Source organism: Thermomonas fusca, from assembly GCF_005862345.1.
In the GTDB taxonomy this organism is placed as follows: domain Bacteria; phylum Pseudomonadota; class Gammaproteobacteria; order Xanthomonadales; family Xanthomonadaceae; genus Thermomonas; species Thermomonas fusca.
The window spans coordinates 19,798-44,264 of the sequence record NZ_SROY01000002.1 but is presented as its reverse complement, the minus strand read 5'-3'; the positions used below and the strand labels follow the sequence as shown (position 1 = coordinate 44,264).

The window sequence follows — 24,467 nt, the reverse complement described above, 5'->3', positions numbered from 1 at the left end:
CCGTAGTTGCGATGTTGGATTTCAGCTCGCGCCGAGCGGGCGGATCGAGTCCGGCACGATCTGCGCGCCGTGCTGCTGGACCAGCCGCTGGATGCCGGGGTCGGCAGCGAAGCCGCTCTCCGCGCCTGCCTGGCGCGCGTCGCGCTCGCGCGCGTTGCGGGCGTTCGCGGTTTCGCCGCGCGGCTGGCCGATCTCGAAGCGGACCTGCACCTCGCCACCAAGCTGCCGACCCACCGCATCGCACAGCTGCAGCACCAGGCTGGGTGACTTCAGGTGCTCCTGCTCGGACGCCAGCGAGAGCCGCAGCACGCCATCGGCATGGCCGACGAAGCCCGCGTTCTCCGCCAGCAGCTTGGCCGGACCTCGCAGGCCGCAGCCCGCGACCAGCTCCAGCCAGTGCTCCGAATCGGTGACCAGCAGCGCACTGCCCGCAGATGCGTAGGCGTTGCTGGCGGGCGCGACTTCCGCCACGCGCGGCTTGGGCGCGGGCGGTATCTCCGCGGGCGCGGAAGCTGGTGCGGGCGGCGGCGGTGCGGGCGGCGGCACCGGCACCACTTCGGCCATGGCCGCACGCGCCCGGGCGGCGGCATCGGTGCGTGCTTGCGAAGACTGCGGTACGGCCTGCGCGGCAGCGGCCGGCTGCGGCCGCGGGGCCGCCAGCTGCGTGGCGGCATCCGGCCGGAACGCCAGCATCCGCAGCAGGGTCATTTCGAAGCCGCTGCGCGGGCTGGGCGCGTGGCCGAGGTCGCGGCGGCCGTTCAGCGCCATCTGGTACCACAGCTGCACCAGCTCGGGCCGCAGCTGCGCGGCCAAGCCCTCGACGTCGATGGCATCGCTGCCGACATCCACCGACGGCACCAGCTGCTTCACCTGGATGCGGTGCAGCGCCTGCGCGAAGGCATCGAGGATGCTGGTCCAGTCTGGCGAAAATTCTGCCAGCTGCGCGGCCTCGTCCAGCAGCCGCGCGCCGTCGCCAGCTGCCAGCGCGGCCAGCAGCGCCTGCACGCGGCTGCGGTCCACCGTGCCCAGCATCGCGGCCACGGTGGCGCCGTCCAGCCGGCCGCCGGCATAGGCGATGGCCTGGTCGAGCAGCGACAGCCCGTCGCGCAGGCTGCCATCGGCCGCGCGCGCCAGCTGCGCCACCGCATCGTCATCGGCCTCGATGCCCTCGGCGCCGAGGATCTTCACGATCTGGCCGTGGATCTGCGCCTCGTCCAGCCGCTTGAGGTTGAACTGCAGGCAGCGGCTGAGCACCGTGACCAGCAGCTTTTCCGGGTCGGTGGTGGCGAACAGGAACTTGACGTGTCCCGGCGGCTCTTCCAGCGTCTTCAGCAGCGCGTTGAACGCCGGCTTCGACAGCATGTGCACTTCGTCGATCAGGTAGACCTTGTACTTGCCGCGGCTGGGCATGTACTGGGCGTTCTCGATCAGCTCGCGGACGTTGTCGACGCCGGTATTCGATGCGGCGTCGATCTCCAGCAGGTCGATGTAGCGGCCGGCATCGATGGCCAGGCAGGTCTCGCACTCGCCACAGGGATCGCTGGACGTGCCGCGCTCGCAGTTCAGCGATTTGGCGAAGATCCGCGCGATGGTGGTCTTGCCGACGCCGCGGGTGCCGGTGAACAGGAATGCGTGGTGGACGCGCCCGGTTTCCAGCGCGTTGGTCAGCGCACGCACCACGTGTTCCTGGCCAACCAGTTCGGCGAAACGCCGGGGGCGCCACTTGCGGGCAAGCACGAGATAGGACATGCCGTCATTGTGGCATGGGCCGCCAGCCCGTCGATGCCCGTTCGCCGAGTTCTGTTGTGGAACGGCCGGGCCACCGCTAGAATGCGCGGTTCCGGAGAGGTGTCCGAGTGGTTGAAGGAGCACGCCTGGAAAGTGTGTAAGCGTCTAAACCGCGCTTCGGGGGTTCGAATCCCCCTCTCTCCGCCAGGTTCCAGGGCCGCGCGCTGCGCGGCCCACGTCTATGGTGGCCCCGTCGGCCCCTCGCGACGCTAGGTCGAAAACTCCGCCAGGGCCGGAAGGCAGCAACGGTATCGACTGACGCGGGCGCCGAGGTCAGCCGGCGGGGTCACCGCCTTTTCGGGCTTTGCCATGAATCCGAAGTCTGCTTCGCAAGCCTTGGGCCGCAGGCTCGTTGTTTCCAATCCCCCGCTCGCTGCGCGAGCCGCCCCTTGCAAAGGGGGCTGAAGCAATCGCTTCGGCCTGCCGCAAAGATTCAGTAACCGCGATCCCACGCTACCGCGTAGGCGGCGCGCAGACGGGCGAAGTCGGCATCCACCTCCTCCGCGCTGCGCATGCCGCGCAGCTTGCGCAGCGAGCGGTGCAGGCGTTCGAGATTGGCTTCGCGCCAGGCGGTGGCGGGAATGCGCAGGCGCGACTGATCGAGGTCGATGAACCAGCCGCGCCCCTGCCCATCGAACAGGATGTTGTGCGCGTTCAGATCGGCATGGTCCAGCCCGGCCCGATGGAACTTCGCAATCAGCTGACCCGCGGCCTCCCAGGGCGCGATGCCGTCGGCCGCCAGCGCGGCCAGCGGGCGCACGTCCTGCAGGCGCTGCATCAGGATCGCCGCGCGGTAATGCACCCCCTCCCGTTGGTACCAGGCGGCAAACGGCAGCGGCACCGGCAGCTTCTTCGCCCGCAGGGTGCGCAGCAGACGGAACTCGGCAAAGCTGCGCACCCGCTGGATGCCGCGCCACAGGTGGCGATCGCGGTTGAAGCGGGCGACCAGACCGCCGCGCAGGTAGTGCCGCAGCAGCGCATCGCCTTGGCCGAAATCGATGAACCAGGCGCCGCCGCGGCCGCCTTCAGCCACCCGCTGGGCGGCCATGCCCCAGTGTTCCGGGTCGAACCAGTCCGGCTCGGGTTGCCGCAGCTGCGTGCGGTCGAACAGAATCGCGCCATAGCCGCGCGCGTCGCGGAACGGCGTCAGATGTTCGTTGGCGTCGAAACCCGTCATTCTTCCGAGTGTAACAACCGCGTGCAAAAACCCCATGCCCCGCGTTCGATCTGCCTGCTGCGGCTGTCCGCGCTGGGCGATGTCACCCACGTGCTGCCGCTGGTGCACACGCTGCAAGCGGGCCTGCCCGGGGTCGAGCTGACCTGGGTCATCGGCCGCGGCGAGCACCGCCTGCTGGACGGCCTGCCCGGCGTGCGCTTCGTCGAATACGACAAGAAGACCGGGCTGGCCGGGATGCGCGCGCTGCGCCGCGAACTGGCCCAACGCTTCGATGCGCTGCTGCAGCTGCAGGTCTCCGCGCGCGCGAACCTGCTGTCGGCGTTCGTGCCGGCAAGGCGGCGGATCGGCTACGACAGATCGCGCAGCAAGGAAGGCCACGGCCTGTTCGTCAGCGAGCGCATCCCCGACCACGGCGACATCCACGTGCTGGACGCCATCGGCAGCTTCTGCGAACCGCTGCGGCTGGTGCGCGACGAAGTGGTCTGGAATCTGCCGGTGCCGGATGACGCCCACGCATGGGCGCGCGCGCAATGGCAGCACGACGGCCGCCGCACGCTGATGATCTCGCCCTGCTCCAGCCACGCGCTGCGCAACTGGCGCGCCGACCGCTACGCCGCACTGGCCGACCACGCCGCCGCGCAGGGCTGGCGGATCGTGCTCTGCGGCGGCCGCAGCGAGCTGGAGCGCAGCACCGGCGACGCCATCCTCAACGCGATGGCCGCGCGCGACGGCGTGCTGGACCTGATCGGCAAGGACACCCTCAAGCAACTGCCGGCCCTGCTGGCCCACGCCGACCTGCTGGTCACGCCGGACTCCGGCCCGATGCACATCGCCAATGCAATGGGTACGAAGGTGCTGGGCCTGCACGCCGCCACCAACCCGCACCGCAGCGGCCCGTATTCGGACCGCCGCTGGTGCGTGGACCGCTACGACGATGCCGCGCGCAGGTTCCGTGGCAGGCCGGCGGCGGAACTGAAGTGGGGAACGAAGATCGAGGCCGAGGGCGTGATGGACCTGATTGCCGTGGACGATGCCATCGGCGCGTTCGAGCGCTTCCGCACCAGTCTCGACTGACGGCTCAGGCGCCCTGCCCGCTGCCGTAGTCCTGGTACGACTTTTCCTCGACGTAGGCCGATCCCAGCGCCAGGTTGATGTCCTTCTTCACCCGCGCGCGGATGTCGTTCTGGAAGTACACCGAGCGCGCCAGCCGGATGAACTCCTCGTCGAAGGCCTGGGCCTTTTCCTTCAGGCGGATGTCGTCCTCGATCACCCACAGGCGCTCGTTGACCGCCTTCAGCTCGGCCCGCAGCGTGACGATGTCCCGACCGGCGGCAGGATGGGCCATCCAGGTCTTCTCCAGCGCGGACAGCTCGGCACGGACGTTGGCCAGCTTGGCCGGGTCCGTCATGCGCTCGGACTTGATCTGCAGGATGGCGATCTTGTCCAGCAGCTCGCCGAACGACACGGGCACCAGGATTTCGGACATCGGGACGCAGCCTCCGGAGGGGCGGCCAGTGTAACGCCTTGCCGACAGGCAGCTGGCCCCGTATCATCTGCGGCCCACTTCCGGAGAGGTGGCAGAGCGGTTGAATGTACCTGACTCGAAATCAGGCGTAGGTTTATAGCCTACCGAGGGTTCGAATCCCTCCCTCTCCGCCAGACATGAAAGCGCCCCCGTCAGGGGGCGTTTTCATGTCTGCGGGGACGCGACGGACGAGCACCCGCGCAGGGTTCGACTGCTCGGCAGGATTGCCGCCGCAGGCTGCCCGCAGGACGAGGGCCATGGATGGCCCGAGTCCGCCCCTCCCTCCGCGACAGACCCAAGCGCCGCCCCACGCCAGACTTCCGGCACAGGCGCCCTGTCGCGCCCTCCACAATCATTGCCCGACGGCAGCGCAAATCCGCATTGCCGTCACGTCCGGTTCCTGCGCATGATTCCGTTACCTCCCATGACACCCGGACAAATCCCGCGCGCATGATCGAATTCGGACATCTGACCCATGTCGGCCTGCGGCGCGAGCTGAACGAAGACACCTATTACGGCGACAGCGACCTGGGGCTGTGGCTGGTCGCCGACGGCATGGGCGGCCACGAGTACGGCGAGGTCGCCAGCGCCCTGGCGCGGGAAACCATCGTCCGCCAGGTGCGCGCCGGCAGCACTCTGGCCGAGGCCATCCGCATCGCCGACGAGGAAATCATCCGTTGCTCCCGGCGCCGCGGCGACAGCCTGCCGATGGGCACCACGGTGGTGGTGGCCCGGGTCAACGGCAATCGCTTCGAAGTGGCCTGGGTCGGCGACAGCCGGGTCTACCTCTGGCGGGACAGCACCCTGACCCAGATCTCGCACGACCATAGCTACGTGCAGGAACTGATCGCCCAGGGCGCCATCAGCGCCGACCAGGCCCGCAGCCACCCGCATCGCAACGTGGTGACACAGGCGCTGGGCGTGACCGCGCCGGAACAGCTCAACGTGGAAACACTCGCGGGCGAGCTGCGCCCGGGCATGCAGCTGCTGCTGTGCAGCGACGGGCTGACCGAGGAAGTGGATGACCGTCATATCGCGCAGGTGCTCGCGCACCGCGAATGCAGCGCGCAGGAGTGCGTCGATGGCCTGGTCGCGGCGGCACTGGATGGCGGCGGCTCGGACAACGTGACGGTGGTGCTGGTTCGGCGGCACTGAGCCGCGATCCGCAACCACCGCCGGGCTTGTCGGCACCGAATCGCTACGCGGCGCCCGCTTCGGCTTCCGCTTCCAGCTCCAGCCATACGCAGCGCCCGGCCTTCTTGGCCAGGCCGGCCAGCCGCGCGGCGTGGGCTTCGGCCTCCTCGGCGCTGACATGCACCCGTGGGCGCGGCGCAGCTTCGCCCAGCTCCACCACGAACGCCACCTCGGCGGCTGCCTGCGGCGCCGCCTCGCTGTCGAAGCCGATCTCGCCCTGGCCCGATGTCAGCGCCAGGTACACATCCATCAGGATCTGGGCGTCGAGCAGCGCGCCGTGCAGCTGGCGCTGCGAGTTGTCCACGCCCAGCCGCTTGCACAGCGCGTCCAGCGAGTTGCGCTGGCCGGGATAGCGCTGGCGCGCCATCAACAGGGTGTCTTCCACCGTGCAGCGATCCTGGATGCGTCCCAGACCGTCCAGGCGCGCCAGCTCGGCATTGAGGAAGCCAAGATCGAAAGCGGCGTTGTGGATGACCAGCTCGGCGCCGTCGATGAAGTCCAGGAACTCGCCGGCGACCTCGGCGAAGCGGGGCTTGTCGGCAAGGAACTCGAGGGTCAGGCCGGTGACTTCCTGCGCACCGGGCTCGAACTCGCGATCCGGCTTCAGGTAGCGATGGAAGGTGCGCCCGGTCGGCCGCCGTTCCAGCATTTCCACGCAGCCGATTTCGACCACGCGGTTGCCTTTCTGCCATTCCAGGCCGGTGGTTTCGGTATCGAGGATGACCTGCCGCATCAGCCCGTGTACTCCTTGTGCTTGAGCGCCTGCAGACGTGCCAGCTGATCGACGCGCTCGTTCTCGGGATGCCCGGCGTGCCCCTTGACCCAGCGCCAGTCGACCGCATGCCGGCTGGCGGCCGCATGCAGTCGTTCCCACAGGTCGCGGTTCTTGACCGGATCGCCGCCTGAAGTTTTCCAGCCACGCCGGATCCAGCCGGCCATCCATTCGGTGATGCCTTGGCGGACGTACTGCGAATCGGTGGTCAGCACCACGTTGCAGGGCTCCTTCAGGGTCTCCAGCGCGGCGATCGCCGCCATCAGCTCCATCCGGTTGTTGGTGGTGGCGGCTTCGCCACCGGACAGTTCGCGCTCGACGCCGCGCCAGCACAGCAGCGCGGCCCAGCCACCCGGGCCGGGATTGCCCAGGCAGGCGCCGTCGGTATGGATGTCCACGTGCTTGCGTGCAGGACTCACGCCGTCGTCCCCGCCTGCAGCGCCAGCGGCCGCGGCTTGCGCAGCGGGGTCATCGGCAGCCTGCGCTTCTCGGCGCGCAACAGGAACGCGGCGCGCAGGCCCACGCCGTCCTGCAGGCGCGCATCCGCGGCGATCTCCCAGACCGGGCCGATCCCCTGGGTCAGCGAATCCGGCGACAGGCCGGCCGCGCGCAGGCGCTTGCGCCAGGTGACCGGCTCGCGCGCATGCAGCCCCTGCCCCCACCAGCGCAGCCGGTAGGGCGACAGCGGGTTCAACGCCAGCAGCCACAGCCAGCCACCGGGCAACAGCACCCGCGCGCATTCGGCCAGCAGCTGGTCCTGGTCGCAGCCGGAGGCGTCGCCATGCTGGACGATGACCACCGCGCAGGATTCGCTGGCCAGCGGCAGCGGCAGGCCGCAGCGCAGGTCGCCGTGGAAGGCGGCGCCGTCCAGGTTCAGGCGCAGCGGCAGCGGGCCGTCGGCAGCCTCCGGCAGCGGCGCAGCCGCTGGCCCCAACCACAGCGCGGCCTGGCCTGGGCGCTGCTGCAGCGCGGCGCCCACGCAGTCGGCTTCGCTATCCAGCAACACCTGCCCCATTGCCCCCGCAAACCAGGCAGCGGCGGCGGGATCGGGTTGTGGGCGGAACGGCGACAGCGGCATGATCGGGATTCTGCGGGAAAGCCCGCATCACGTCACGGCTGGACAAATGCACGCGTTGCCGCTCCCGGCGTTCGACGACAACTACATTTGGCTGCTGCGCGATGGCACCGGCCGCGCGCTGGTGGTCGATCCGGGCGATGCAGCCCCGGTGCTGGCCGCGCTGGGCGATGGCCCGCCGCCGCATGCGATCCTGCTGACCCACCATCACGGCGACCATATCGGCGGCGTCGACGGGCTGCTGGCGCGCTGGCCGGGCACGCCGGTGTTCGCGCCGCGGGACGAGCGCATCGCCAGCGCCAGCCAACGGGTGGAGAGTGGAGACGAGGTGGCCGTCGGGCGGTGGCGCTTCCGCGTGCTGGCCGTCCCCGGCCACACCCGCAGCCACGTGGCCTACCACGGCGAGGGCCTGTTGTTCTGCGGCGATACTCTGTTCAGCCTTGGCTGCGGGCGGATGTTCGAGGGCACGGCTGCGCAGATGCACGCCTCGCTGGCGCGCCTGGCTGCGCTGCCGGGCGACACGAAGGTCTGCTGCGCGCACGAATACACGCTGGCCAACGCGGCGTTCGCACTGGCGGTCGATCCGGAAAATCCGGCGCTGCAGGCGCGGGCGGACGCAATCCGCCGCCTGCGCGCGGCGGGCCAGCCCACCCTGCCGACACGGTTGGACGAAGAGCGCGCGTGCAACCCGTTCCTGCGCTGCGCCGAACCGGCCGTGCACGCGGCGGCGCAGCGCCACGCCGGCCGGCAGCTGGCCAGCGACGCCGAGGTGTTCGGCGCGCTGCGCGCATGGAAGGACGGCTTCCGCGCCTGATCCGCTCCGTACGGGCGCGAACACTGGCCGCAGCCCCGCGCGCAGGGCACACTAGAGCATTCGCTCGACGCGCCCCACGCGCACATTCAAGGAGACACCATGGGATTCCTGCAGGGCAAGCGCGCGCTGGTCACCGGCATCGCCAGCCAGCGTTCGATCGCCACCGGCATCGCCGACGCCTTCCACCGCCAAGGCGCCGAGCTGGCGCTGACCTACCAGAACGAAAAGCTCAAGTCGCGCGTCGAGGACGCCGCCGCCGGCTACGGCAGCAACATCGTGCTGCCGCTGGACGTGGCCGATGACGCCCAGATCGACAACTGCTTCGCCGAACTGGGCAAGCACTGGAGCGACGGCTTCGACATCCTCGTCCATTGCATCGCGTTCGCACCGCGCGAGGCGATCGAGGGCGACTTCCTCGACGGCATCAACCGCGAGCGCTACCACATCGCCCACGACATCAGCGCCTACTCGCTGGCCGCGCTGGGCAAGGCCGCGCGCCCGCTGATGAAGGGCCGCAACGGCAGCGTCCTCACCCTGTCCTACCTCGGCGCCGAGCGCGCGCTGGCCAACTACAACACGATGGGCGTGGCCAAGGCCTCGCTGGAAGCCACCGTCCGCTACATGGCGATGGCGCTGGGTCCGGAGGGCACCCGCGTCAACGCGATCTCGGCCGGCCCGATCCGCACGCTGGCCGCATCGGGGGTGGCCAATTTCCGCAAGATGCTGAGCAGCTTCGAAGCCGCCGCACCGCTGCGTCGTGCGGTCACCATCGAGGACGTGGGCAATACCGCCGCGTTCCTGTGCTCGGACTTGGCCAACGGCATCACCGGCGAGATCACCTACGTCGACGCCGGCTACAACATCATGGGCATGAGCGGGATCGACTGATCGCACTCCGCCGCAACAAAAAACGCCCGGCATTGCCGGGCGTTTTCACATCCGGGCGATGGCGGCGCGATCCACCGCGCCGCCCGCCACGCGTCAGAGCCGGTCTTCCGCCACCTTGATGGTGTACTTGGCGCGCGCCGCGCGGATGAAGGCGTTCTGGGCCTGCATGCCATGCGCCGCCGACATCTGCTTGCGCAGGGTATCGCGCTCCTGCGGGGTGACCTGGCCGATGTCCGCATCGCGCACCGCGCGCACCGCGAACACCACGTACTGACCACCCGCCAGCACCTTGTTGACCGAAGCCTGCCCGGCCTGCGGACGCGGCTCGTTGAAGAACGCCTGCGCCGCCTGCGGCGACGGCACCGGCATGCCGCGGGTGATGTCGTTCAGGTCGGCCACGGCCAGCCCGGCCTCCTGCGCAGCTGCCGCCAGGCCCTTGGCCTTCGCCGCCTTCACCAGCGCGTCCGCCGCGGCCTCAGCCGCCTTGCGCTGGCGATCCGCGCGGATCGCCGCCACCACCGCGTCGCGCACCTGCGCCAGCGGCAGCGCCTTCTCGGCCTCGTGTTCGATGACCCGGACCAGCACCGTGCGCTCCGGGCCCAGCTCGATCGGATCGCTGGCGGTGCCGTCCTGCAGCATGGTCTCGGAGAACGCCACCCGCAGTACCTTCTGGTCGCTGGCAATGCCCGGGCCACCGGCGCGGGTAAACGCCGGCGTGGTCTGAAGCGGCAGGCCCAGCGCCTTGGCGGCCGGCTCCAGCGAGGTCGGCGTGCGGTAGGCGGCGTCGACCAGCTTGCCGGTCAGCTCGTTGAAGGCGCGTTCGCGCGAGCCTTCCTGCAGCTCCTTCTCCAGCTCCGCGCGCACGTCCTCGAACGGACGCTGCACCGCTGCCTGGACGGTGTTCACCTTGATGATGTGCCAGCCGAAATCGGTCTTCACCGGCCCACGCACTTCGCCCGCCTGCATCGCGAAGGCAGTGTCGTCGAACGCGCCCGGCATGCCGCCCTTGGCGATCAGGCCCAAGCTGCCGCCGCCGGCCTTGGAGCCGGCGTCGTCCGAGTTGGCACGCGCCAGCGCGGCGAAGTCCGCGTCCGGCGCCTTCGCCTCGGCGGCCAGCTTCTTGGCCTTGGCTTCCGCGGCTTTCTTGTCTGCGTCGCTGGCATTCGCGGCCACGGTCACCAGGATATGCGCGACGTCGCGCTTCTCGGTCGAGGAATACTTGCCGATCTGCTCCTGATAGCGCTTGTGCAGCGCGGCCTCGTCCACCGCCGCGGCCGGCACCGCGCTGCCGTCGACCTCGACGTACTCCAGCCGCACCGTTTCCGGCTTGCGGTATTCGGACTTGTGGGCCTGGTACCACGCATCGATCTGCGCTGCAGTCACTTCGCCGGCATCCGGCGCGACCGGCGGCAGGGCCACGAAGCCGACGTCGCGATGCTCGCCCAGCAGGCGCATCAGGCGATCCAGCTCGGCATCGGTGACGAACGCGGAGCGGGCGATGCCGGACGGAATCAGTTCGTTCTTCAGGCTGTCGCGGATGCGTGCTTCGAAGTCGCGCGGGCTCATCGGCGGGTTCTGCGACGCCAGCAGCAGCTGGTAACGGTCGGCGTTGAACGCGCCGTCCACCTGGAAATCGGGGAACTTGCGGATCGACTCGCGCACTTCGGCGTCGCTGATGACGATGCCGTCGCGTTCGGCGGCCAGCTTCATCAGCTGTTCGTCGATCAGCGCATCGAGGATCCGGCGCTTGTTCTCGACCGACTCGAACGCCTTCGGGTCGAAGTTCTCGCCCTGCTGCTCGCGCATGTTCATGCGGACCATTTCCAGGCGCTCGCGATAGACCTGCGAATCGATGTCGTGGAACGTCCACAGGTAGCTCACCGGCCATACCTGCGGCGCCGACTTCCACCACGAAGGCGGCTGCGCGATGCGCGCGGCGTAGTTGTCCACCTGCTGCGACATGTATGACTCCATGCCGAAGAAGGCGAACGGGACGATCAGCAGGCCGAGGATCACGGTGGCGATCCAACCGGAAGTCTTATCGCGGAGTTTCTGCAGCATGGGCGAACCGGCAGTGAGACGTAGCCGGTTAGTCTAACCCGAGCGAAGCGGCCGGCACGCGCGGCGCGACCGGCGCACAGCAAAAAGCCCTGCATCGCTGCAGGGCTCTTGCTTCAAACTGGCGGAGTGGACGGGACTCGAACCCGCGACCTCCGGCGTGACAGGCCAGCATTCTAACCGACTGAACTACCACTCCGCTGTGAGCCCGCAATCATACCTACATTTTTCGTAGGCGCAACACTTTTCTTTCGCAACCTGGTGGGCACTGAGGGGATCGAACCCCCGACCCGCTCCGTGTAAAGGAGCCGCTCTACCGCTGAGCTAAGTGCCCGGGCCGGTGATTATCGCAGCAGGCGCCGCGCAACGGAACCTTTGCGGCCGACGGCAGTCACGAAAAAGCCCGGCTTGCGGCCGGGCTTTTCGAGGATTCCCGTGAGGGAAACGGTCAGTTGACCGCGTCCTTCAGCGCCTTGCCGGCCTTGAACGCCGGGTTCTTGGAGGCCTTGATCTTGATGGTGTCGCCGGTGCGCGGGTTGCGGCCGGTACGGGCGCCACGCTTGCGGACCGAGAAGGTGCCGAAGCCCACGAGAGTCACGGTGTCGCCCTTCTTGAGGGCCTTGGTGATGGCGGCGACCATCGCATCAACAGCGCGACCGGCATCGGCCTTGGTCAGTTCGGCATTGTCGGCGACGGCTTCGACGAATTCGGCTTTGTTCATTTGCTTGTTGGCTCCGTTGCGGAAAGTGACGCGGAGAATTCTCGTTGACCGGAACCGCGGCGCTCCCCTGCCTTGGTTCCGGGCTTGCCGCGACGCCAGGTCAGACCGCCGCGGTTGCCAACCTTATACCAGCGCCGTTTCCGGCGCGCAACACGAAAGCGAGCAGTGGTGCGGCTTTCAGACACATGTCGGCAATCATGCGCGCATCTTCGCGTGCGGGGCTCAATGCTGCACGGCGGGACGGCTGCCCGCCTTGCCCCTGGATTTGCCCTTCGATGCCGCCGCCGGCTTGCCGCCGCCGCGCGTCTGCGCCGGCAACGGCCGCTCCAGCGCCAGATCCAGCACCTCGTCGATCCACTTCACCGGCACTATCTTCATGTGCTTGGTCACCGTCGCCGGGATGTCGGCCAGGTCCTTGCGGTTCTCGTCCGGGATGATCACCGTGCGGATGCCGCCGCGCAGCGCCGCCAGCAGCTTCTCCTTCAGCCCGCCGATCGCGGTGACCTTGCCGCGCAGGGTGATCTCGCCGGTCATCGCCACGTCGTGGCGCACCGGGATCTTCGTGAGCATCGATACCAGCGCAGTGGCCATCGCGATGCCGGCGCTGGGGCCATCCTTCGGCGTCGCGCCGTCCGGCACGTGCACGTGCACGTCGTGCTTCTGCAGGAAGTCCAGGTCGATGCCGAGCTGTTCGGTGCGCGCACGCACCACCGACAGCGCTGCCGATGCCGACTCCTTCATCACGTCGCCGAGCTGGCCGGTCAGGATCAGCGCGCCCTTGCCAGGCACCAGCGTGGATTCGATCTGCAAAAGGTCGCCGCCGACTTCGGTCCAGGCCAGGCCGGTGACCAGGCCGACCTCGTTTTCCGCCTCGGCACGGCCGAAGTCGAAGCGCTGTACGCCCAGGTACTTGTCGAGGTTCTTGTCGGTGACGGTCACCGTCTTCGGTTTCGCCGGCTTGCCCTTCTTCGGCGCCGGCTGCGGGCCCTTCAGCGCGATCTCCTTGACCACCTTGCGGGCGATCTTGGCGATTTCGCGCTCGAGGCTGCGCACGCCCGACTCGCGGGTGTAGTAGCGCACGATGCCGGTGATGGCGCTCTCCGCGATCGCCAGCTCGCCCTCGCGCAGGCCGTTGGCCTTGAGCTGCTTGGGCACCAGGTAGCGCATCGCGATGTTGAGCTTCTCCTCCTCGGTGTAGCCGGGGATGCGGATCACTTCCATGCGATCCAGCAACGGGCCGGGAATGTTCAGCGAATTGGAGGTAGCGACGAACATCACCTCGGACAGGTCGAGGTCGACCTCCAGGTAATGGTCGTTGAAGGTGTGGTTCTGCTCGGGATCGAGCACTTCCAGCAACGCCGAGGACGGATCGCCGCGGAAGTCCATCGACATCTTGTCGATCTCGTCCAGCATGAACAGCGGGTTGCGGGTGCCGACCTTGTTGAGGTTCTGCACGATCCGGCCCGGCATCGAGCCGACGTAGGTGCGGCGATGGCCGCGGATCTCGGCCTCGTCGCGCACGCCGCCCAGCGCCATCCGCACGAACTTGCGGTTGGTCGCTTTCGCAATGCTCTGCCCCAGCGAAGTCTTGCCCACGCCAGGCGGGCCGACCAGGCACAGGATCGGGCCCTTCATCTTGGCCACGCGCGACTGCACGGCCAGGTATTCGAGGATGCGGTCCTTGACCTTCTCCAGCCCGTAGTGGTCGGCATCCAGGGTTTCCTGCGCGCCCTTGAGATCCTTGCGCACCTTGCTGCGCTTCTTCCACGGCACGCCCAGCAGCCAGTCGAGGTAGTTGCGCACCACCCCGGCCTCGGCCGACATCGGCGACATCTGCTTGAGCTTGGCCAGCTCGGTCCGCGCCTTGGTTTCCACCGCCTTGGGCATGCCGGCGTTGGCGATCCGGCGGGCGATCTCGTCGAGGTCGTTGGGCGCGTCGTCGAGCTCGCCCAGCTCCTTCTGGATCGCCTTCATCTGCTCGTTGAGGTAGTACTCGCGCTGGCTCTTCTCCATCTGCGTCTTGACCCGGCCGCGGATGCGCTTTTCCATCTGCTGAACGTCGATTTCGCCGTCGACCAGCCCCACCAGCAGCTCCAGCCGGCCGGCGGTGTCCAGCGTTTCCAGCAGCTTCTGCTTGTCGGCCAGGCGCACGCCCAGGTGCGCGGCGATGGTATCTGCCAGGCGGTCGGGTTCTTCGATGCCGGAGAGGGTCTGCAACAGTTCCGGCGGCAGCTTGCGGTTGGTCTTGATGTACTGCTCGAACAGCGACAGCAGGGTGCGCACGATCGCCTGCACCTCGCGCGGCTCGCGCTCGTCGCCCGACGCCACTTCGTGCGCGCTCGCGAACAGCGCGCCGTCCTGTGCATGCACTTTTTCGGCGCGCGCGCGCGACAGGCCCTCCACCAGTACCTTGATGGTGCCGTCCGGCAGCTTCAGCAGCTGCAGCACCTGCGCCATCGTGCCGATCTCGTGGAGATCGCCGGCCTCCGGGTCGTCGGTGTCGGCGGCCTTCTGCGCCACCAGCAGGATGCGCTTGTCGCCTTCCACGGCGATGTCCAGCGCGCGGATCGACTTCTCGCGACCCACGAACAGCGGGATCACCATGTGCGGGAATACCACCACGTCGCGCAGCGGCAGCACCGGCAGCACGGGGGATTCGGATCGGGTCGGGGCAGCCATGTGGGGGACTCCGTTGCGGCCGCGGCGCGCCTGCGCCGCCATGCTTCGTTTATGGGGATGTTGCGCCCGGGTTGCAAGCGATCTCCGCCATGAGCGCGCAATCCCAGCCGAATCAATGCGTTGCGGACGCATCGCCCGACCCGGACGGGCGCATCTTCCCGCTGAAACGCGAAAGCCGCCCGAAGGCGGCTTTCCACGCATCCGCGGCGGACGGGGCTCAGTCCGCGGCCGCGGCCTTGGCCGGCGCCGGCACGGTCTGGTAGATCAGGTACGGCTCGGACTTGTGTTCGATCACCGACTCGTCCACCACCACCTTGCTGACGTTCTCCAGCGACGGCAGTTCATACATCGTGTCCAGCAGCACCGACTCGACGATGGTGCGCAGGCCGCGTGCGCCGGTCTTGCGCTTGATCGCCTGCTTGGCGATCGCCGCCAGCGCGTCGGGGCGGATTTCCAGCTCCACGCCTTCCATCTCGAACAGCTTCTTGAACTGCTTGGTGATGGCGTTCTTCGGCTCGGTCAGGATCCTGATCAGCGCCGCCTCGTCCAGCTCTTCCAGGGTGGCGACCACCGGCAGGCGGCCGACGAACTCCGGGATCAGGCCGTACTTGATCAGGTCTTCGGGCTCGACCCGCGCCAGCACCTGGCCGATGTCGGCCTTGCGCTCGGCGCTCTTCACCTTGGCACCGAAGCCGATCCCGCCGGAATCGCTGGAACGCTGCTGGATCACCTTGTCCAGCCCGGCGAACGCGCCGCCGACGATGAACAGGATGTTGCGGGTATCGACCTGCAGGAACTCCTGCTGCGGATGCTTGCGCCCGCCCTGCGGCGGCACGCTGGCAAGGGTGCCTTCGATCAGCTTCAGCAGCGCCTGCTGCACGCCTTCGCCGGACACGTCGCGGGTGATCGACGGATTCTCGGACTTGCGGCTGATCTTGTCGATCTCGTCGATGTAGACGATGCCGTGCTGCGCCTTCTCGACGTCGTAGTCGCACTTCTGCAGCAGCTTCTGGATGATGTTTTCCACGTCCTCGCCGACGTAGCCGGCTTCGGTCAGCGTGGTCGCGTCGGCCATCGTGAACGGCACGTTGAGCATGCGCGCCAGCGTTTCCGCCAGCAGCGTCTTGCCCGAGCCGGTCGGGCCGACCAGCAGGATGTTGGACTTGGCGAGCTCGATGTCGTCCGACTTCTGCCGGCTCTCGATGCGCTTGTAGTGGTTGTAGACGGCCACCGCCAGCGTCTTCTTCGCCCGCTGCTGGCCGATCACGTACTGGTCCAGCACTTCGAGGATCTCGCGCGGCTTCGGCAGCGAACTGCGGTTGGACTGCGCCTTCTCCTCGAGTTCCTCGCGGATGATGTCGTTGCAGAGCTCCACGCACTCGTCACAGATGAACACGCTGGGCCCGGCGATCAGCTTGCGCACCTCATGCTGGCTCTTCCCGCAGAAGGAGCAGTAAAGGATCTTGCTGTTGTCGCCGGTGTTGCGTCCCTGACGGTCTTCGCTCATTCGCCACTCGCTCGCCGCGCAGTGCGGCTTCGGCCCGAGAATACCATACGCCCCCGCCGGGCCCAGCCGGGGCGGTTCTTCGTTGTACGCCAGTTATCGGCCGGCGGGCGGAATCCGTGAGTCCACGGCCCGCCCCTCGGTTCAGCTGGTCTGGATCGACTCTTCCGGGCGCCGGCTGAGCACTTCGTCCACCAGCCCGTAGTCGCGGGCGGCTTCGGCGCTCTTGAAGTTGTCGCGCTCGGTGTCGCGGGCGATCACGTCGATGGCCTGGCCGGTATGGCGGGCCAGGATCTCGTTCAGGCGCTCGCGCATCGCCAGGATCTCGCGCGCCTGGATGTCGATATCGGTGGCCTGGCCCTGCGCGCCGCCCAGCGGCTGGTGGATCATCACCCGCGAATTCGGCAGCGCGTAGCGCTTGCCGGCGGCACCCGCCGCCAGCAGCACCGCGCCCATCGAGCAGGCCTGGCCGACGCAGATGGTGCTCACGTCCGGCTTGATGTACTGCATGGTGTCGTAGATCGCCATGCCGGCGGTGACGATCCCGCCGGGCGAGTTGATGTACAGGCTGATGTCCTTCTCGGGGTTTTCCGCCTCGAGGAACAGCATCTGCGCGACGACCACGTTGGCCACGTGGTCGTCGATGCCGCCGACCAGGAAGATCACCCGCTCCTTCAGCAGGCGCGAATAGATGTCGTACGCGCGCTCGCCGCGGCTGGTCTGTTCGACCACCATCGGCACCAGGTTGAGGTTCTTGATCGGATCCATTGGTTGCTCGCTCGGCGTTTCCGCCTGTTGAAGTTACTGGTTGATCGCTTCCTGGAAGCTCAGCGCCTTTTCGGTGTGCTGGGCACGCTCGGCGATCCAGTCGGTGACCTGCTCTTCCATCACGCGGTTCTGCAGGCCCTGCATCAACTGGGGATCGTTGCGGTACAGATCAATGACCTGCTGCGGCTGTTCGTAGGTGGAAGCGATCAGGCGCATGGTTTCGTTCAGGCGCTCCGGCTCCAGGCGCAGGTCGTTGCGACGGGCCACTTCGCCCACCAGCAGCGCCACCAGCACGCGCTTGCGCGCCGCTTCCTGGAACGCCTCGGGCGCGGCGGCCAGCTGCTGGCCCTGGCGGCGGGCCTGCTCGGCGGCGTTGGCCATCAGCGCCTGCGCCTCGCTCTCGACCAGGCGCGGCGGCAGCTCGACGTCCTTGTAGACGGTCGCCAGCTGTTCGCCGACTTCGCGGCGCAGGCGGTTCATCAGCGCGCCCTTGAGCTCGCGCTCGAGGTTGCTGCGGATGTCGGCCTTGAACTGCTCCAGGTCGCCGCTCTTGACGCCGAAGCTGCGGATGAACGCGGCATCGACTTCCGGCAGCACCTGTTCGGCCACGTCCAGCAGCTTGAAGGTCGAGGCGATGGTCTTGCCGGCGAACTGCGCGGCGTGCCAGTCGGCCGGCAGGGTCACGTCGAGGGTCTTCTCCTCGCCCGGCTGCATGCCGGCGATGGCGGACTCGACCTCGGGATAGATCGCGGCGGAACCCAGCACGGTGCTAGTGCGCTCCACGCCTTCGGCCGGCATGCGGGTGCCGTCGACGGTGCTGCTCGTTTCCAGGTTGACCAGGTCGCCGGCCTTGGCGGCGCGGGTGACCTGGGTCCAGCTGGCGCGCTGCTGGCGCAGGTTCTCGAGCATGCGCTCGACGTCGGCATCGGTGACTTCCGCGGTGTGGCGCACGACTTCCAGCTTGCTCATGTCGAGCTCACCGAAGTCCGGCGCCAGCTCCACCGAAGCCACGTACTTCAGCTCGCCCTCGGCGGCGTCTTCGCCCGGCATCATCTGCGGCGCGCCGACGACGTTCAGCTCGTTTTCGCGCACCGCCTTGCCCAGCCCCTCGCGCAGCAGGCCATCGAGGATTTCGGCGCGGACCTGGCCGCCGTAACGCTGCTCGACCACCTTGGTCGGTACCTTGCCCGGGCGGAAGCCCTTGATCCGCACCGTGTGCGCAATCTCGCGCAGGCGGTTGCCGATCTGCGCCTCGACGTCGCCGGCGGGCAGGCTGAGGATGACGCGGCGCTCGAGGTTGCCGATGGATTCGACCGAGACTTGCATGATGCGATGACTCCTGGGCGGGTTCGCGAGAACCCGGAATTGTGCGGATGGATGCGGTTACCGGAACAGTCGCCCCGGGCGCGGCCACGACCGCGCGGAACTTGCTAGTTTCCCCGATTTCCGCCCGCCTCGCCACCCATCCGGCGATGACGCGTTGACAGACGGCGCGCGCAGTCGGACAATGCCCGGCCTTTCGTTGCGCTGGCGTGCTCGGAAGACAGTGATCGCAGCAACCGGGCGGGCGCTGGAATGAAATCGGTTCCATCGGGCGGGGTATAGCGCAGTCTGGTAGCGCGCCTGCTTTGGGAGCAGGATGTCGGGGGTTCGAATCCCTCTACCCCGACCATTCCGGTGTCGCCTGGTTCAAGTTCCGGCCCGGGCGCCCGTAGCTCAACCGGATAGAGCACCGGCCTTCTAAGCCGGTGGTTGCAGGTTCGATTCCTGCCGGGCGCGCCAAACAGCGGGACAGTTTTCGGTGGTGGCTGTAGCTCAGTTGGTTAGAGTCCTGGATTGTGATTCCAGTTGTCGAGGGTTCGAGTCCCTTCAGCCACCCCACCCTTTGATGAACGATCGGCCGCGGGTATTTGCAGTTGATCGAGTGTTTGCTACAATTTCGCTTCTTCGGGGCCGTTAGCTCAGTTGGTAGAGCAGTTGACTCTTAATCAATAGGTCCAAGGTTCGAATCCTTGACGGCCCACCAAACCCCGAAACGCCCGGCCACAAGCCGGGCGTTTTCTTTGCCCGACGCGCCAGCGCGGACTCGAACCGGCGGTTCGCCCGCGGTGCCAGCCGGCGCCGCTACAATGCCGGCGCGCGAAAGTGGCGGAATTGGTAGACGCCCTGGATTTAGGTTCCAGTGCCGCAAGGCGTGCGGGTTCGAGTCCCGCCTTTCGCACCATCCTGCAACGGCTGTTATCCTCGCCGCATCCGGCGGCAGCCGACCAAGCACAGGATGATCCCCATGCGCAGCGGCAATCCCGCACTCAAGGACAACACCTTCCTCGACCTCGGCAGCGGCACCCTGGTGCAGGGCGACGCGGGGGCGATGACGCTCAACGGCGCGGTCAACAAGACCGCCATCCTGCTGGTGCTGACGCTGGCCGGCGCGCTGTTCACCTGGGCGCAGTTCTCCGCCGCGATGGCCGCCGGCAACCCGGGCGCGGTGATGCCCTACGTCTGGGGCGGCGCGATCGGCGGCTTCATCGTCGCGCTGGTGACGATCTTCAAGAAGACCTGGTCGCCCTATACCGCCCCCGCCTACGCGGTGCTGGAAGGGCTGTTCCTCGGCGCGGTGTCGGCGATGTTCGAACTGCGCTTCCCGGGCATCGTGATGCAGGCGGTGGGCCTGACCTTCGGCACCTTGGCCGCGCTGCTGCTGGCCTATCGCAGCGGCCTGATCAAGGCGACCGAGAACTTCAAGCTCGGCGTGGTGGCGGCCACCGGCGGCATCGCCCTGCTCTACCTCGTCCAGATCGGACTGGGCCTGTTCGGCTTCAAGGGCATGAGCTTCATCCACGACAGCAGCCTGATCGGCATCGCGTTCTCCGGCTTCGTGGTGGTGATCGCCGCGCTGAACCTGGTGCTGGACTTCGACTTCATCGAACAGGGCGTGGAACAGGGCGCGCCGAAGTACATGGAGTGGTACGCCGCGTTCGGCCTGCTGGTGACGCTGGTGTGGCTGTATCTGGAACTGTTGCGCCTGCTCAGCAAGCTGCAGTCGCGCAACTGATTGCCGATCGTTGCCGGACATGAAAAAGGGCACCGCAGGGTGCCCTTTTTCGTGGCGATGCCGGCATTGGCGCCGGCATGCGATGGATCGCTTACAGGCGCGACGCGATCGCCTTGGCGAACGACATCGTGGTGCCCTCGCCGCCCAGGTCCGGGGTCAGCGAATCCTTGGCTTCCAGGGTGGCGATGATGGCTTCGCGCAGGTGGGCGGCCTGATCCGGCTTGGCCAGATGGTCGAGCATCTGCGCCGCGCCCAACAGCAGCGCGCACGGATTGGCGACGCCCTTGCCGGCGATGTCCGGGGCGGAGCCGTGCACGGCTTCGAAGATCGCCACGTCGGTGCCGATGTTGGCGCCGGGCGCCAGGCCCAGGCCGCCGACCAGGCCGGCGCAGAGGTCGGAAATGATGTCGCCGAACAGGTTGGTGGTGCAGATGATGTCGAACTGTTCCGGCTTCATCACCAGCTGCATGCAGGTGTTGTCCACGATCATCTCGTTGCACTCGATGTCGGGGTACTGCTGGGCCACTTCGCGCGCGGTCTTCAGGAACAGGCCCGAGGTGGACTTCAGGATGTTGGCCTTGTGCACGATGGTGACCTTCTTGCGGCCGGTCTTGCGGGCCAGCTCGAAGGCGTAGCGGACGATGCGCTCGGAGCCCTTGCGGGTGACCTTCTGGGTCAGCACCGCGGTCTCGCCGTCCTCGGAAACGCTCTGGCCCTCGCCGATGTAGGCACCCTCGGTGTTCTCGCGCACGGTGATCAGGTCGACGCCGCCACTGAAGCGCGACTTGGTGTTCGGGAAGCACTTGGCCGGGCGCACGTTGGCGTACAGGTCGAAGCGCTTGCGCAGCTCGACGTTGATCGAGGAGAACCCGCCGCCCACCGGGGTGGTCAGCGGCGACTTCAGCGCGATCTTGTTCTTGCGGATCGAATCCATGGTCGCCGCCGGCAGCAGGTCGCCATGCTTCTCCAGCGCGACCATGCCGGCGTCCGCGTACTCGTACGAAAGGCCCAGCTGCATCGCGTCCAGCACGTGCAGGGTGGCGTCCATGATTTCCGGGCCGATGCCGTCGCCGCGGATGACCGTGATCGTTGTCATTTTCCAGTTTCCAGACAGGCCGGCACCGCGCGCCGCGCGATGCCGTGGGTGGGGGCAGATAGCCCGCGATTATCGCAGATGCCGTGCGACGGCGTATGTCCGCCGACCTTCAACCATGGTCGTGGGTGGCCGGCGCTTCGGCCTCCCCCTGTTCCAGCCGGTCCAGGAAATCCACGGCGCGGCGCAGGTGCGGGATGACGATGGAGCCGCCCACCACCAGCCCGACAGAAAACGCCTCGAACATCTCCTCGCGGGTGACGCCGGCGTCCTTGCACTGGGCCACGTGGTAGCTGATGCAGTCGTCGCAGCGCAGCACCATCGAGGCGGTCAGCCCCATCAACTCCTTGGTCTTCACGTCCAGCGCGCCGGGCTGGTAGGTCTGGGTATCCAGCGCGAAGAAGCGCCGCACCACCTGGTTGGGTTCGTCCAGGATGCGCTTGTTCATGCGCTGGCGGAATTCGGTGAACTGCTTGATCCGGTCGTCGGCGTCGCTCATGCGGGCTTGCCCTCGAGCAGCGGCTCCAGCTTGCCTTCGCGGTGCAGCGCCATCATGTCGTCGTAGCCGCCGACGTGGACGTCGCCGACGAAAATCTGCGGCACGCTGGTGCGCCTGGTCAGCGCGACCATCTTTTCGCGCTCGGCCGGGTCGGTGTCGATGCGGACCTCGGTCCACTCGCGGCCCTTGCTCTTGAGGAAGTTCTTGGCCATCACGCAGTACGGGCAGACCGCCGTGCTGTAGATGGTGATGGCGGGGGTCTCTGCGGCACTCATGGGATCTCCTGAATCTGTGGGCGGGAATCTGGTCGAATATGGGGCCGCCGCGCTGGTTTTCCAGCCGCTCAAGCCCCATTCACGCCCCGCCTTCGCCCAGCCCGCATCCTGTCCGCATGACTCCTTCCCCGCGCCGCCTGTCCACCGCCCTGCTCGCCTGCCTGCTGGCCACCGGCACCGCCGCGGCCATCGCCCAGGACCGCGGCCTGCCGGACATCGGCTCGTCCGCCGGCAGCATGCTCTCGCCCGCCCGCCAGGCCGAGTACGGCGCGATGGTGCTGGCGCAGCTGCGCCACGCCGGCTACGTGCTGGACGATGCGCTGCTGGACGGCTGGCTGGACGACGTCGGCCAGCGCCTGTCCGGCGCCAGCGACCGGCCGCAACAGAGCTTCACCTTCTTCATGCTGCGCGACCGCCAGATCAACGCTTTCGCCACCCTCGGCGGCTACATCGGCATGAACGCGGGCCTGGTGCTGGCGGCGGACAGCGAGGACCAGGTAGCCGGCGTGCTGGCGCACGAGATTTCCCACGTCACCCAGCAGCACGTTCTGCGTGGCGCCGAGAAGGCCCAGCGCGAAAGCCTGCCGATCCTGCTGGCCACGCTGGGCGCGATCGTGGCCGCCCAGCAGGCGGGGGGCAACTCCAGCGGCGACGCCACTTCGGCCGCGCTGATGACCGGCCTGGGCGTGCTGCAGCAGCGCCAGATCAACTACACCCGCGACAACGAGGCCGAGGCCGACCGCATCGGCATCCGCACCCTCGCCCACGCCGGCTACGACCCGGAAGCGATGGCGGACTTCTTCCAGACCCTGCAGTCGGTGGTGCGGATGAACCAGGGCGACGAGCGCAGCGCCGTGCCCGGCTACCTGCAGACCCATCCGCTGACCCTGTCGCGGATCAGCGAAGCGCGCGAACGCGCCGCCAAGCTGGAACCGACACTGGCCAATACCGCTGCCACCGGGCCCAGCAACAACCCGCTGCTGCCGCCGGGCCTGCGCATCGCCACCGGCGCGCGCAGCCGCCAGGGCCAGGGCAGCACCGGCGATTTCGACTGGGCGCGCGAGCGCCTGCGCGTGCTCAGCGCGCCGACGCCGGCGCAGGCGATCCGCGAATACCAGCAGATGCGCGCCAAGGCGCCGCTGGACGAGGCGCGCCGCTACGGACTGGCGTTCGCCCACCAGCAGGCCGGGCAGCATGCGCAGGCCCTGCAGGAGCTGGCCCCACTGGCGCAGGCGCGGCCGGACAACCTGTGGCTGCAGATCGCGCTGGGCGAATCCGAGGCCCGCACCGGCCACGCCCGGGACGCCGACCGCCGCTTCGAGGCGCTGCTGGCGCGCATGCCCACCCACCGCGCGCTGGCGCTGGGCTATGCGCGGCTGCTGGGCGAGCGCAATACCCGCGAGGCGGGCATCCGCGCGGTGGCGGTGCTGCGCCCGCTGCTGGGCGGTGCCGGCGACGACCTGCCGTTCCAGCAGGCCTATGCGCGCGCCAACGAGATCGCCGGCGAGCCGGTGCGCGCGGGCGAGGCCTGGGCCGAGGCCGCCTACCTGTCCGGCCGCCCCGAGCAGGCGCTGGTGCAGCTCAACAACCTGAAGAAGCGCGACGATCTGGACTACTACGCCCGCGCCCGGATCGACGCGCGCATCGCCGCGATTACCCCGACCGTGCTGGAGCTGCGCCGGCAGGGCGTGCGCGACGACGAAGCCAGCGGCGGGCGGCTGGGTTTCGGGGTGCGCAGCGGCAGGTGACAGGGTCACGAAACTGTCACCAAACCGTCGTGTAATGATGGGGTGCGCCCCTCCGCGGCGCGACCATCGGACGACATGCAAAAGCACATCCTGATTGTCGAAGACGAGCCCGCGATCCGCGACATGCTGGCCTACGCCCTGCGCAAGGGCGACTACGCGCCGCTGCTGGCCGCCGACGCCCGCGAGGCGCAGGAACGCATCGCCGAGCGCGTGCCCGACCTGATCCTGCTGGACTGGATGCTGCCCGGCACCAGCGGCCTGGAACTGGCCCGGCGCTGGCGTCGCGATGCGCTGACCCGCGACATCCCGATCATCATGCTGACCGCGCGCGGTGAGGAAAACGACCGCGTCGGCGGGCTGGAGGCGGGCGTCGACGATTACGTGGTCAAGCCGTTCTCCGCGCGTGAGCTGCTGGCGCGCATCCGCGCGGTGCTGCGACGCTCGCGCGACGACGACGACGACGGCAGCGTGCAGGTCGGCGCGCTGCGCATCGACGGCGCGGCGCACCGCGTGTTCGCCGACCTCGACGGCGCCTCGCACCCGATCCAGATGGGCCCCACCGAGTACCGCCTGCTGCACTTCTTCATGACCCACGCCGAGCGCGTGTATTCGCGCACCCAGCTGCTGGACCATGTCTGGGGCGGCAGCGTGTACGTGGAGGAGCGCACCGTCGACGTGCACATCCGCCGCCTGCGCAAGACCCTGGAACCGCATCTGCTGGACGCGATGGTGCAGACCGTGCGCGGCGCCGGCTACCGGTTCTCCGCCTCGGCCTGAATCTGCTTCGTGCGCTGCGCGCCCGCGGCACACGCAGCGACGCCACGCGCCCTCGCC

General features: G+C 68.2%; 22 protein-coding genes, 9 tRNA genes and 1 other RNA gene. 15 read left to right on the top strand and 17 right to left on the bottom strand.

Annotated elements, in window-relative coordinates:
* Positions 1-21 precede the first annotated feature (21 nt).
* Positions 22-1,749, bottom strand: a complete 1,728-nt coding sequence (dnaX, locus tag E5S66_RS04460) for a DNA polymerase III subunit gamma/tau (RefSeq protein WP_138347919.1) — start codon at positions 1,747-1,749, stop codon at positions 22-24.
* A gap of 93 nt (positions 1,750-1,842) precedes the next feature.
* Between dnaX and E5S66_RS04455 the strand changes: the two genes are divergently transcribed.
* Both E5S66_RS04455 and ffs read left to right on the top strand, forming a co-directional pair.
* Positions 1,843-1,935, top strand: a tRNA-Ser gene (locus E5S66_RS04455).
* Positions 1,936-1,978: 43 nt separating this feature from the next.
* An RNA gene (gene ffs / locus E5S66_RS04450) (signal recognition particle sRNA small type) lies at positions 1,979-2,075 on the top strand.
* A gap of 146 nt (positions 2,076-2,221) precedes the next feature.
* On the opposite strand, the gene E5S66_RS04445 is transcribed toward ffs, so the two are convergent.
* Complete coding sequence (locus tag E5S66_RS04445; RefSeq protein WP_138347917.1) at positions 2,222-2,965, bottom strand: 3-deoxy-D-manno-octulosonic acid kinase; 744 nt, start codon at positions 2,963-2,965, stop codon at positions 2,222-2,224.
* A gap of 21 nt (positions 2,966-2,986) precedes the next feature.
* On the opposite strand from E5S66_RS04445, the gene E5S66_RS04440 reads away from it, so the two are divergent.
* Positions 2,987-4,039: a glycosyltransferase family 9 protein gene (locus E5S66_RS04440; RefSeq protein ID WP_246037144.1), complete on the top strand. Its 1,053-nt coding sequence runs from the start codon at positions 2,987-2,989 to the stop codon at positions 4,037-4,039.
* Between the two features lie 4 nt (positions 4,040-4,043).
* On the opposite strand, the gene E5S66_RS04435 is transcribed toward E5S66_RS04440, so the two are convergent.
* A complete protein-coding gene (locus E5S66_RS04435) occupies positions 4,044-4,451 on the bottom strand; it encodes a DUF6165 family protein (RefSeq protein ID WP_138347913.1) in 408 nt (135 codons plus the stop codon).
* Positions 4,452-4,533: 82 nt separating this feature from the next.
* On the opposite strand from E5S66_RS04435, the gene E5S66_RS04430 reads away from it, so the two are divergent.
* Both E5S66_RS04430 and E5S66_RS04425 read left to right on the top strand, forming a co-directional pair.
* Positions 4,534-4,624: transfer RNA gene (locus E5S66_RS04430), tRNA-Ser, on the top strand.
* Positions 4,625-4,940: 316 nt separating this feature from the next.
* Positions 4,941-5,645, top strand: a complete 705-nt coding sequence (locus tag E5S66_RS04425) for a PP2C family protein-serine/threonine phosphatase (RefSeq protein ID WP_028838424.1) — start codon at positions 4,941-4,943, stop codon at positions 5,643-5,645.
* A 43-nt stretch (positions 5,646-5,688) separates the two neighbouring features.
* Here the strand turns inward: E5S66_RS04425 and dnaQ are convergent, their stop codons facing one another.
* The 3 genes from dnaQ to E5S66_RS04410 are packed head-to-tail and all read right to left on the bottom strand — an operon-like array spanning position 5,689 to position 7,534.
* Positions 5,689-6,417 carry a DNA polymerase III subunit epsilon gene (gene dnaQ / locus E5S66_RS04420; protein WP_028838423.1) on the bottom strand — a complete coding sequence of 243 codons (729 nt, stop codon included), beginning with the start codon at positions 6,415-6,417 and terminating at the stop codon, positions 5,689-5,691.
* On the bottom strand, positions 6,417-6,875 hold the full coding sequence (gene rnhA / locus E5S66_RS04415) for a ribonuclease HI (protein ID WP_038052498.1): 459 nt from the start codon (positions 6,873-6,875) through the stop codon (positions 6,417-6,419). The genes dnaQ and rnhA overlap by 1 nt, the downstream gene beginning before the upstream one ends.
* A complete protein-coding gene (locus E5S66_RS04410; protein ID WP_138347911.1) occupies positions 6,872-7,534 on the bottom strand; it encodes a hypothetical protein in 663 nt (220 codons plus the stop codon). The genes rnhA and E5S66_RS04410 overlap by 4 nt, the downstream gene beginning before the upstream one ends.
* 46 nt (positions 7,535-7,580) lie before the next feature.
* Between E5S66_RS04410 and gloB the strand changes: the two genes are divergently transcribed.
* Positions 7,581-8,345 carry a hydroxyacylglutathione hydrolase gene (gloB, locus tag E5S66_RS04405; RefSeq protein WP_138347909.1) on the top strand — a complete coding sequence of 255 codons (765 nt, stop codon included), beginning with the start codon at positions 7,581-7,583 and terminating at the stop codon, positions 8,343-8,345.
* A gap of 99 nt (positions 8,346-8,444) precedes the next feature.
* Positions 8,445-9,233: an enoyl-ACP reductase FabI gene (locus tag E5S66_RS04400; protein WP_138347907.1), complete on the top strand. Its 789-nt coding sequence runs from the start codon at positions 8,445-8,447 to the stop codon at positions 9,231-9,233.
* 93 nt (positions 9,234-9,326) lie between these two features.
* Here E5S66_RS04400 and E5S66_RS04395 read toward each other — a convergent pair whose 3' ends face one another.
* The 8 genes from E5S66_RS04395 to tig form a co-directional block, all read right to left on the bottom strand.
* A complete protein-coding gene (locus E5S66_RS04395) occupies positions 9,327-11,294 on the bottom strand; it encodes a SurA N-terminal domain-containing protein (RefSeq protein WP_138347905.1) in 1,968 nt (655 codons plus the stop codon).
* A 119-nt stretch (positions 11,295-11,413) separates the two neighbouring features.
* Positions 11,414-11,490, bottom strand: a tRNA-Asp gene (locus E5S66_RS04390).
* Between the two features lie 60 nt (positions 11,491-11,550).
* Positions 11,551-11,625: transfer RNA gene (locus E5S66_RS04385), tRNA-Val, on the bottom strand.
* Between the two features lie 114 nt (positions 11,626-11,739).
* Positions 11,740-12,012, bottom strand: a complete 273-nt coding sequence (locus E5S66_RS04380) for an HU family DNA-binding protein (RefSeq protein WP_028838418.1) — start codon at positions 12,010-12,012, stop codon at positions 11,740-11,742.
* Positions 12,013-12,234: 222 nt separating this feature from the next.
* Entirely contained in the window at positions 12,235-14,691 is a 2,457-nt protein-coding gene (lon, locus tag E5S66_RS04375; RefSeq protein WP_138347903.1) for an endopeptidase La, read from the bottom strand.
* Between the two features lie 217 nt (positions 14,692-14,908).
* Complete coding sequence (gene clpX / locus E5S66_RS04370; RefSeq protein ID WP_138347901.1) at positions 14,909-16,198, bottom strand: ATP-dependent Clp protease ATP-binding subunit ClpX; 1,290 nt, start codon at positions 16,196-16,198, stop codon at positions 14,909-14,911.
* Positions 16,199-16,339: 141 nt separating this feature from the next.
* The gene (clpP, locus tag E5S66_RS04365; RefSeq protein ID WP_028838415.1) at positions 16,340-16,963 is read right to left on the bottom strand and encodes an ATP-dependent Clp endopeptidase proteolytic subunit ClpP; all 624 of its coding nucleotides are present in this window, start codon (positions 16,961-16,963) and stop codon (positions 16,340-16,342) included.
* A gap of 33 nt (positions 16,964-16,996) precedes the next feature.
* Positions 16,997-18,289 carry a trigger factor gene (gene tig, locus E5S66_RS04360; RefSeq protein ID WP_138347899.1) on the bottom strand — a complete coding sequence of 431 codons (1,293 nt, stop codon included), beginning with the start codon at positions 18,287-18,289 and terminating at the stop codon, positions 16,997-16,999.
* A 269-nt stretch (positions 18,290-18,558) separates the two neighbouring features.
* Between tig and E5S66_RS04355 the strand changes: the two genes are divergently transcribed.
* The 6 genes from E5S66_RS04355 to E5S66_RS04330 all read left to right on the top strand — a co-directional run bounded on the left by E5S66_RS04355 (position 18,559) and on the right by E5S66_RS04330 (position 20,018).
* Positions 18,559-18,635: transfer RNA gene (locus E5S66_RS04355), tRNA-Pro, on the top strand.
* Between the two features lie 33 nt (positions 18,636-18,668).
* Positions 18,669-18,745, top strand: a tRNA-Arg gene (locus tag E5S66_RS04350).
* Between the two features lie 22 nt (positions 18,746-18,767).
* Positions 18,768-18,844, top strand: a tRNA-His gene (locus E5S66_RS04345).
* Positions 18,845-18,913: 69 nt separating this feature from the next.
* Positions 18,914-18,989, top strand: a tRNA-Lys gene (locus E5S66_RS04340).
* A gap of 113 nt (positions 18,990-19,102) precedes the next feature.
* A tRNA-Leu gene (locus E5S66_RS04335) sits at positions 19,103-19,187 on the top strand.
* 63 nt (positions 19,188-19,250) lie between these two features.
* Positions 19,251-20,018 (top strand): Bax inhibitor-1/YccA family protein, encoded by a 768-nt coding sequence (locus E5S66_RS04330; RefSeq protein ID WP_138347897.1) that lies wholly within the window; start codon positions 19,251-19,253, stop codon positions 20,016-20,018.
* 91 nt (positions 20,019-20,109) lie between these two features.
* Here E5S66_RS04330 and E5S66_RS04325 read toward each other — a convergent pair whose 3' ends face one another.
* The 3 genes from E5S66_RS04325 to grxC form a co-directional block, all read right to left on the bottom strand.
* Entirely contained in the window at positions 20,110-21,114 is a 1,005-nt protein-coding gene (locus tag E5S66_RS04325; RefSeq protein WP_138347895.1) for an isocitrate dehydrogenase, read from the bottom strand.
* Positions 21,115-21,223: 109 nt separating this feature from the next.
* A complete protein-coding gene (locus E5S66_RS04320; protein WP_028838411.1) occupies positions 21,224-21,610 on the bottom strand; it encodes a carboxymuconolactone decarboxylase family protein in 387 nt (128 codons plus the stop codon).
* Positions 21,607-21,885 (bottom strand): glutaredoxin 3, encoded by a 279-nt coding sequence (gene grxC / locus E5S66_RS04315; protein ID WP_028838410.1) that lies wholly within the window; start codon positions 21,883-21,885, stop codon positions 21,607-21,609. The genes E5S66_RS04320 and grxC overlap by 4 nt, the downstream gene beginning before the upstream one ends.
* 116 nt (positions 21,886-22,001) lie before the next feature.
* On the opposite strand from grxC, the gene E5S66_RS04310 reads away from it, so the two are divergent.
* Together E5S66_RS04310 and phoB are read left to right on the top strand one after the other, a co-directional pair.
* Complete coding sequence (locus tag E5S66_RS04310; protein WP_138347893.1) at positions 22,002-23,633, top strand: M48 family metalloprotease; 1,632 nt, start codon at positions 22,002-22,004, stop codon at positions 23,631-23,633.
* 75 nt (positions 23,634-23,708) lie between these two features.
* Entirely contained in the window at positions 23,709-24,410 is a 702-nt protein-coding gene (gene phoB, locus E5S66_RS04305; RefSeq protein ID WP_028838409.1) for a phosphate regulon transcriptional regulator PhoB, read from the top strand.
* Positions 24,411-24,467: the final 57 nt, after the last annotated feature.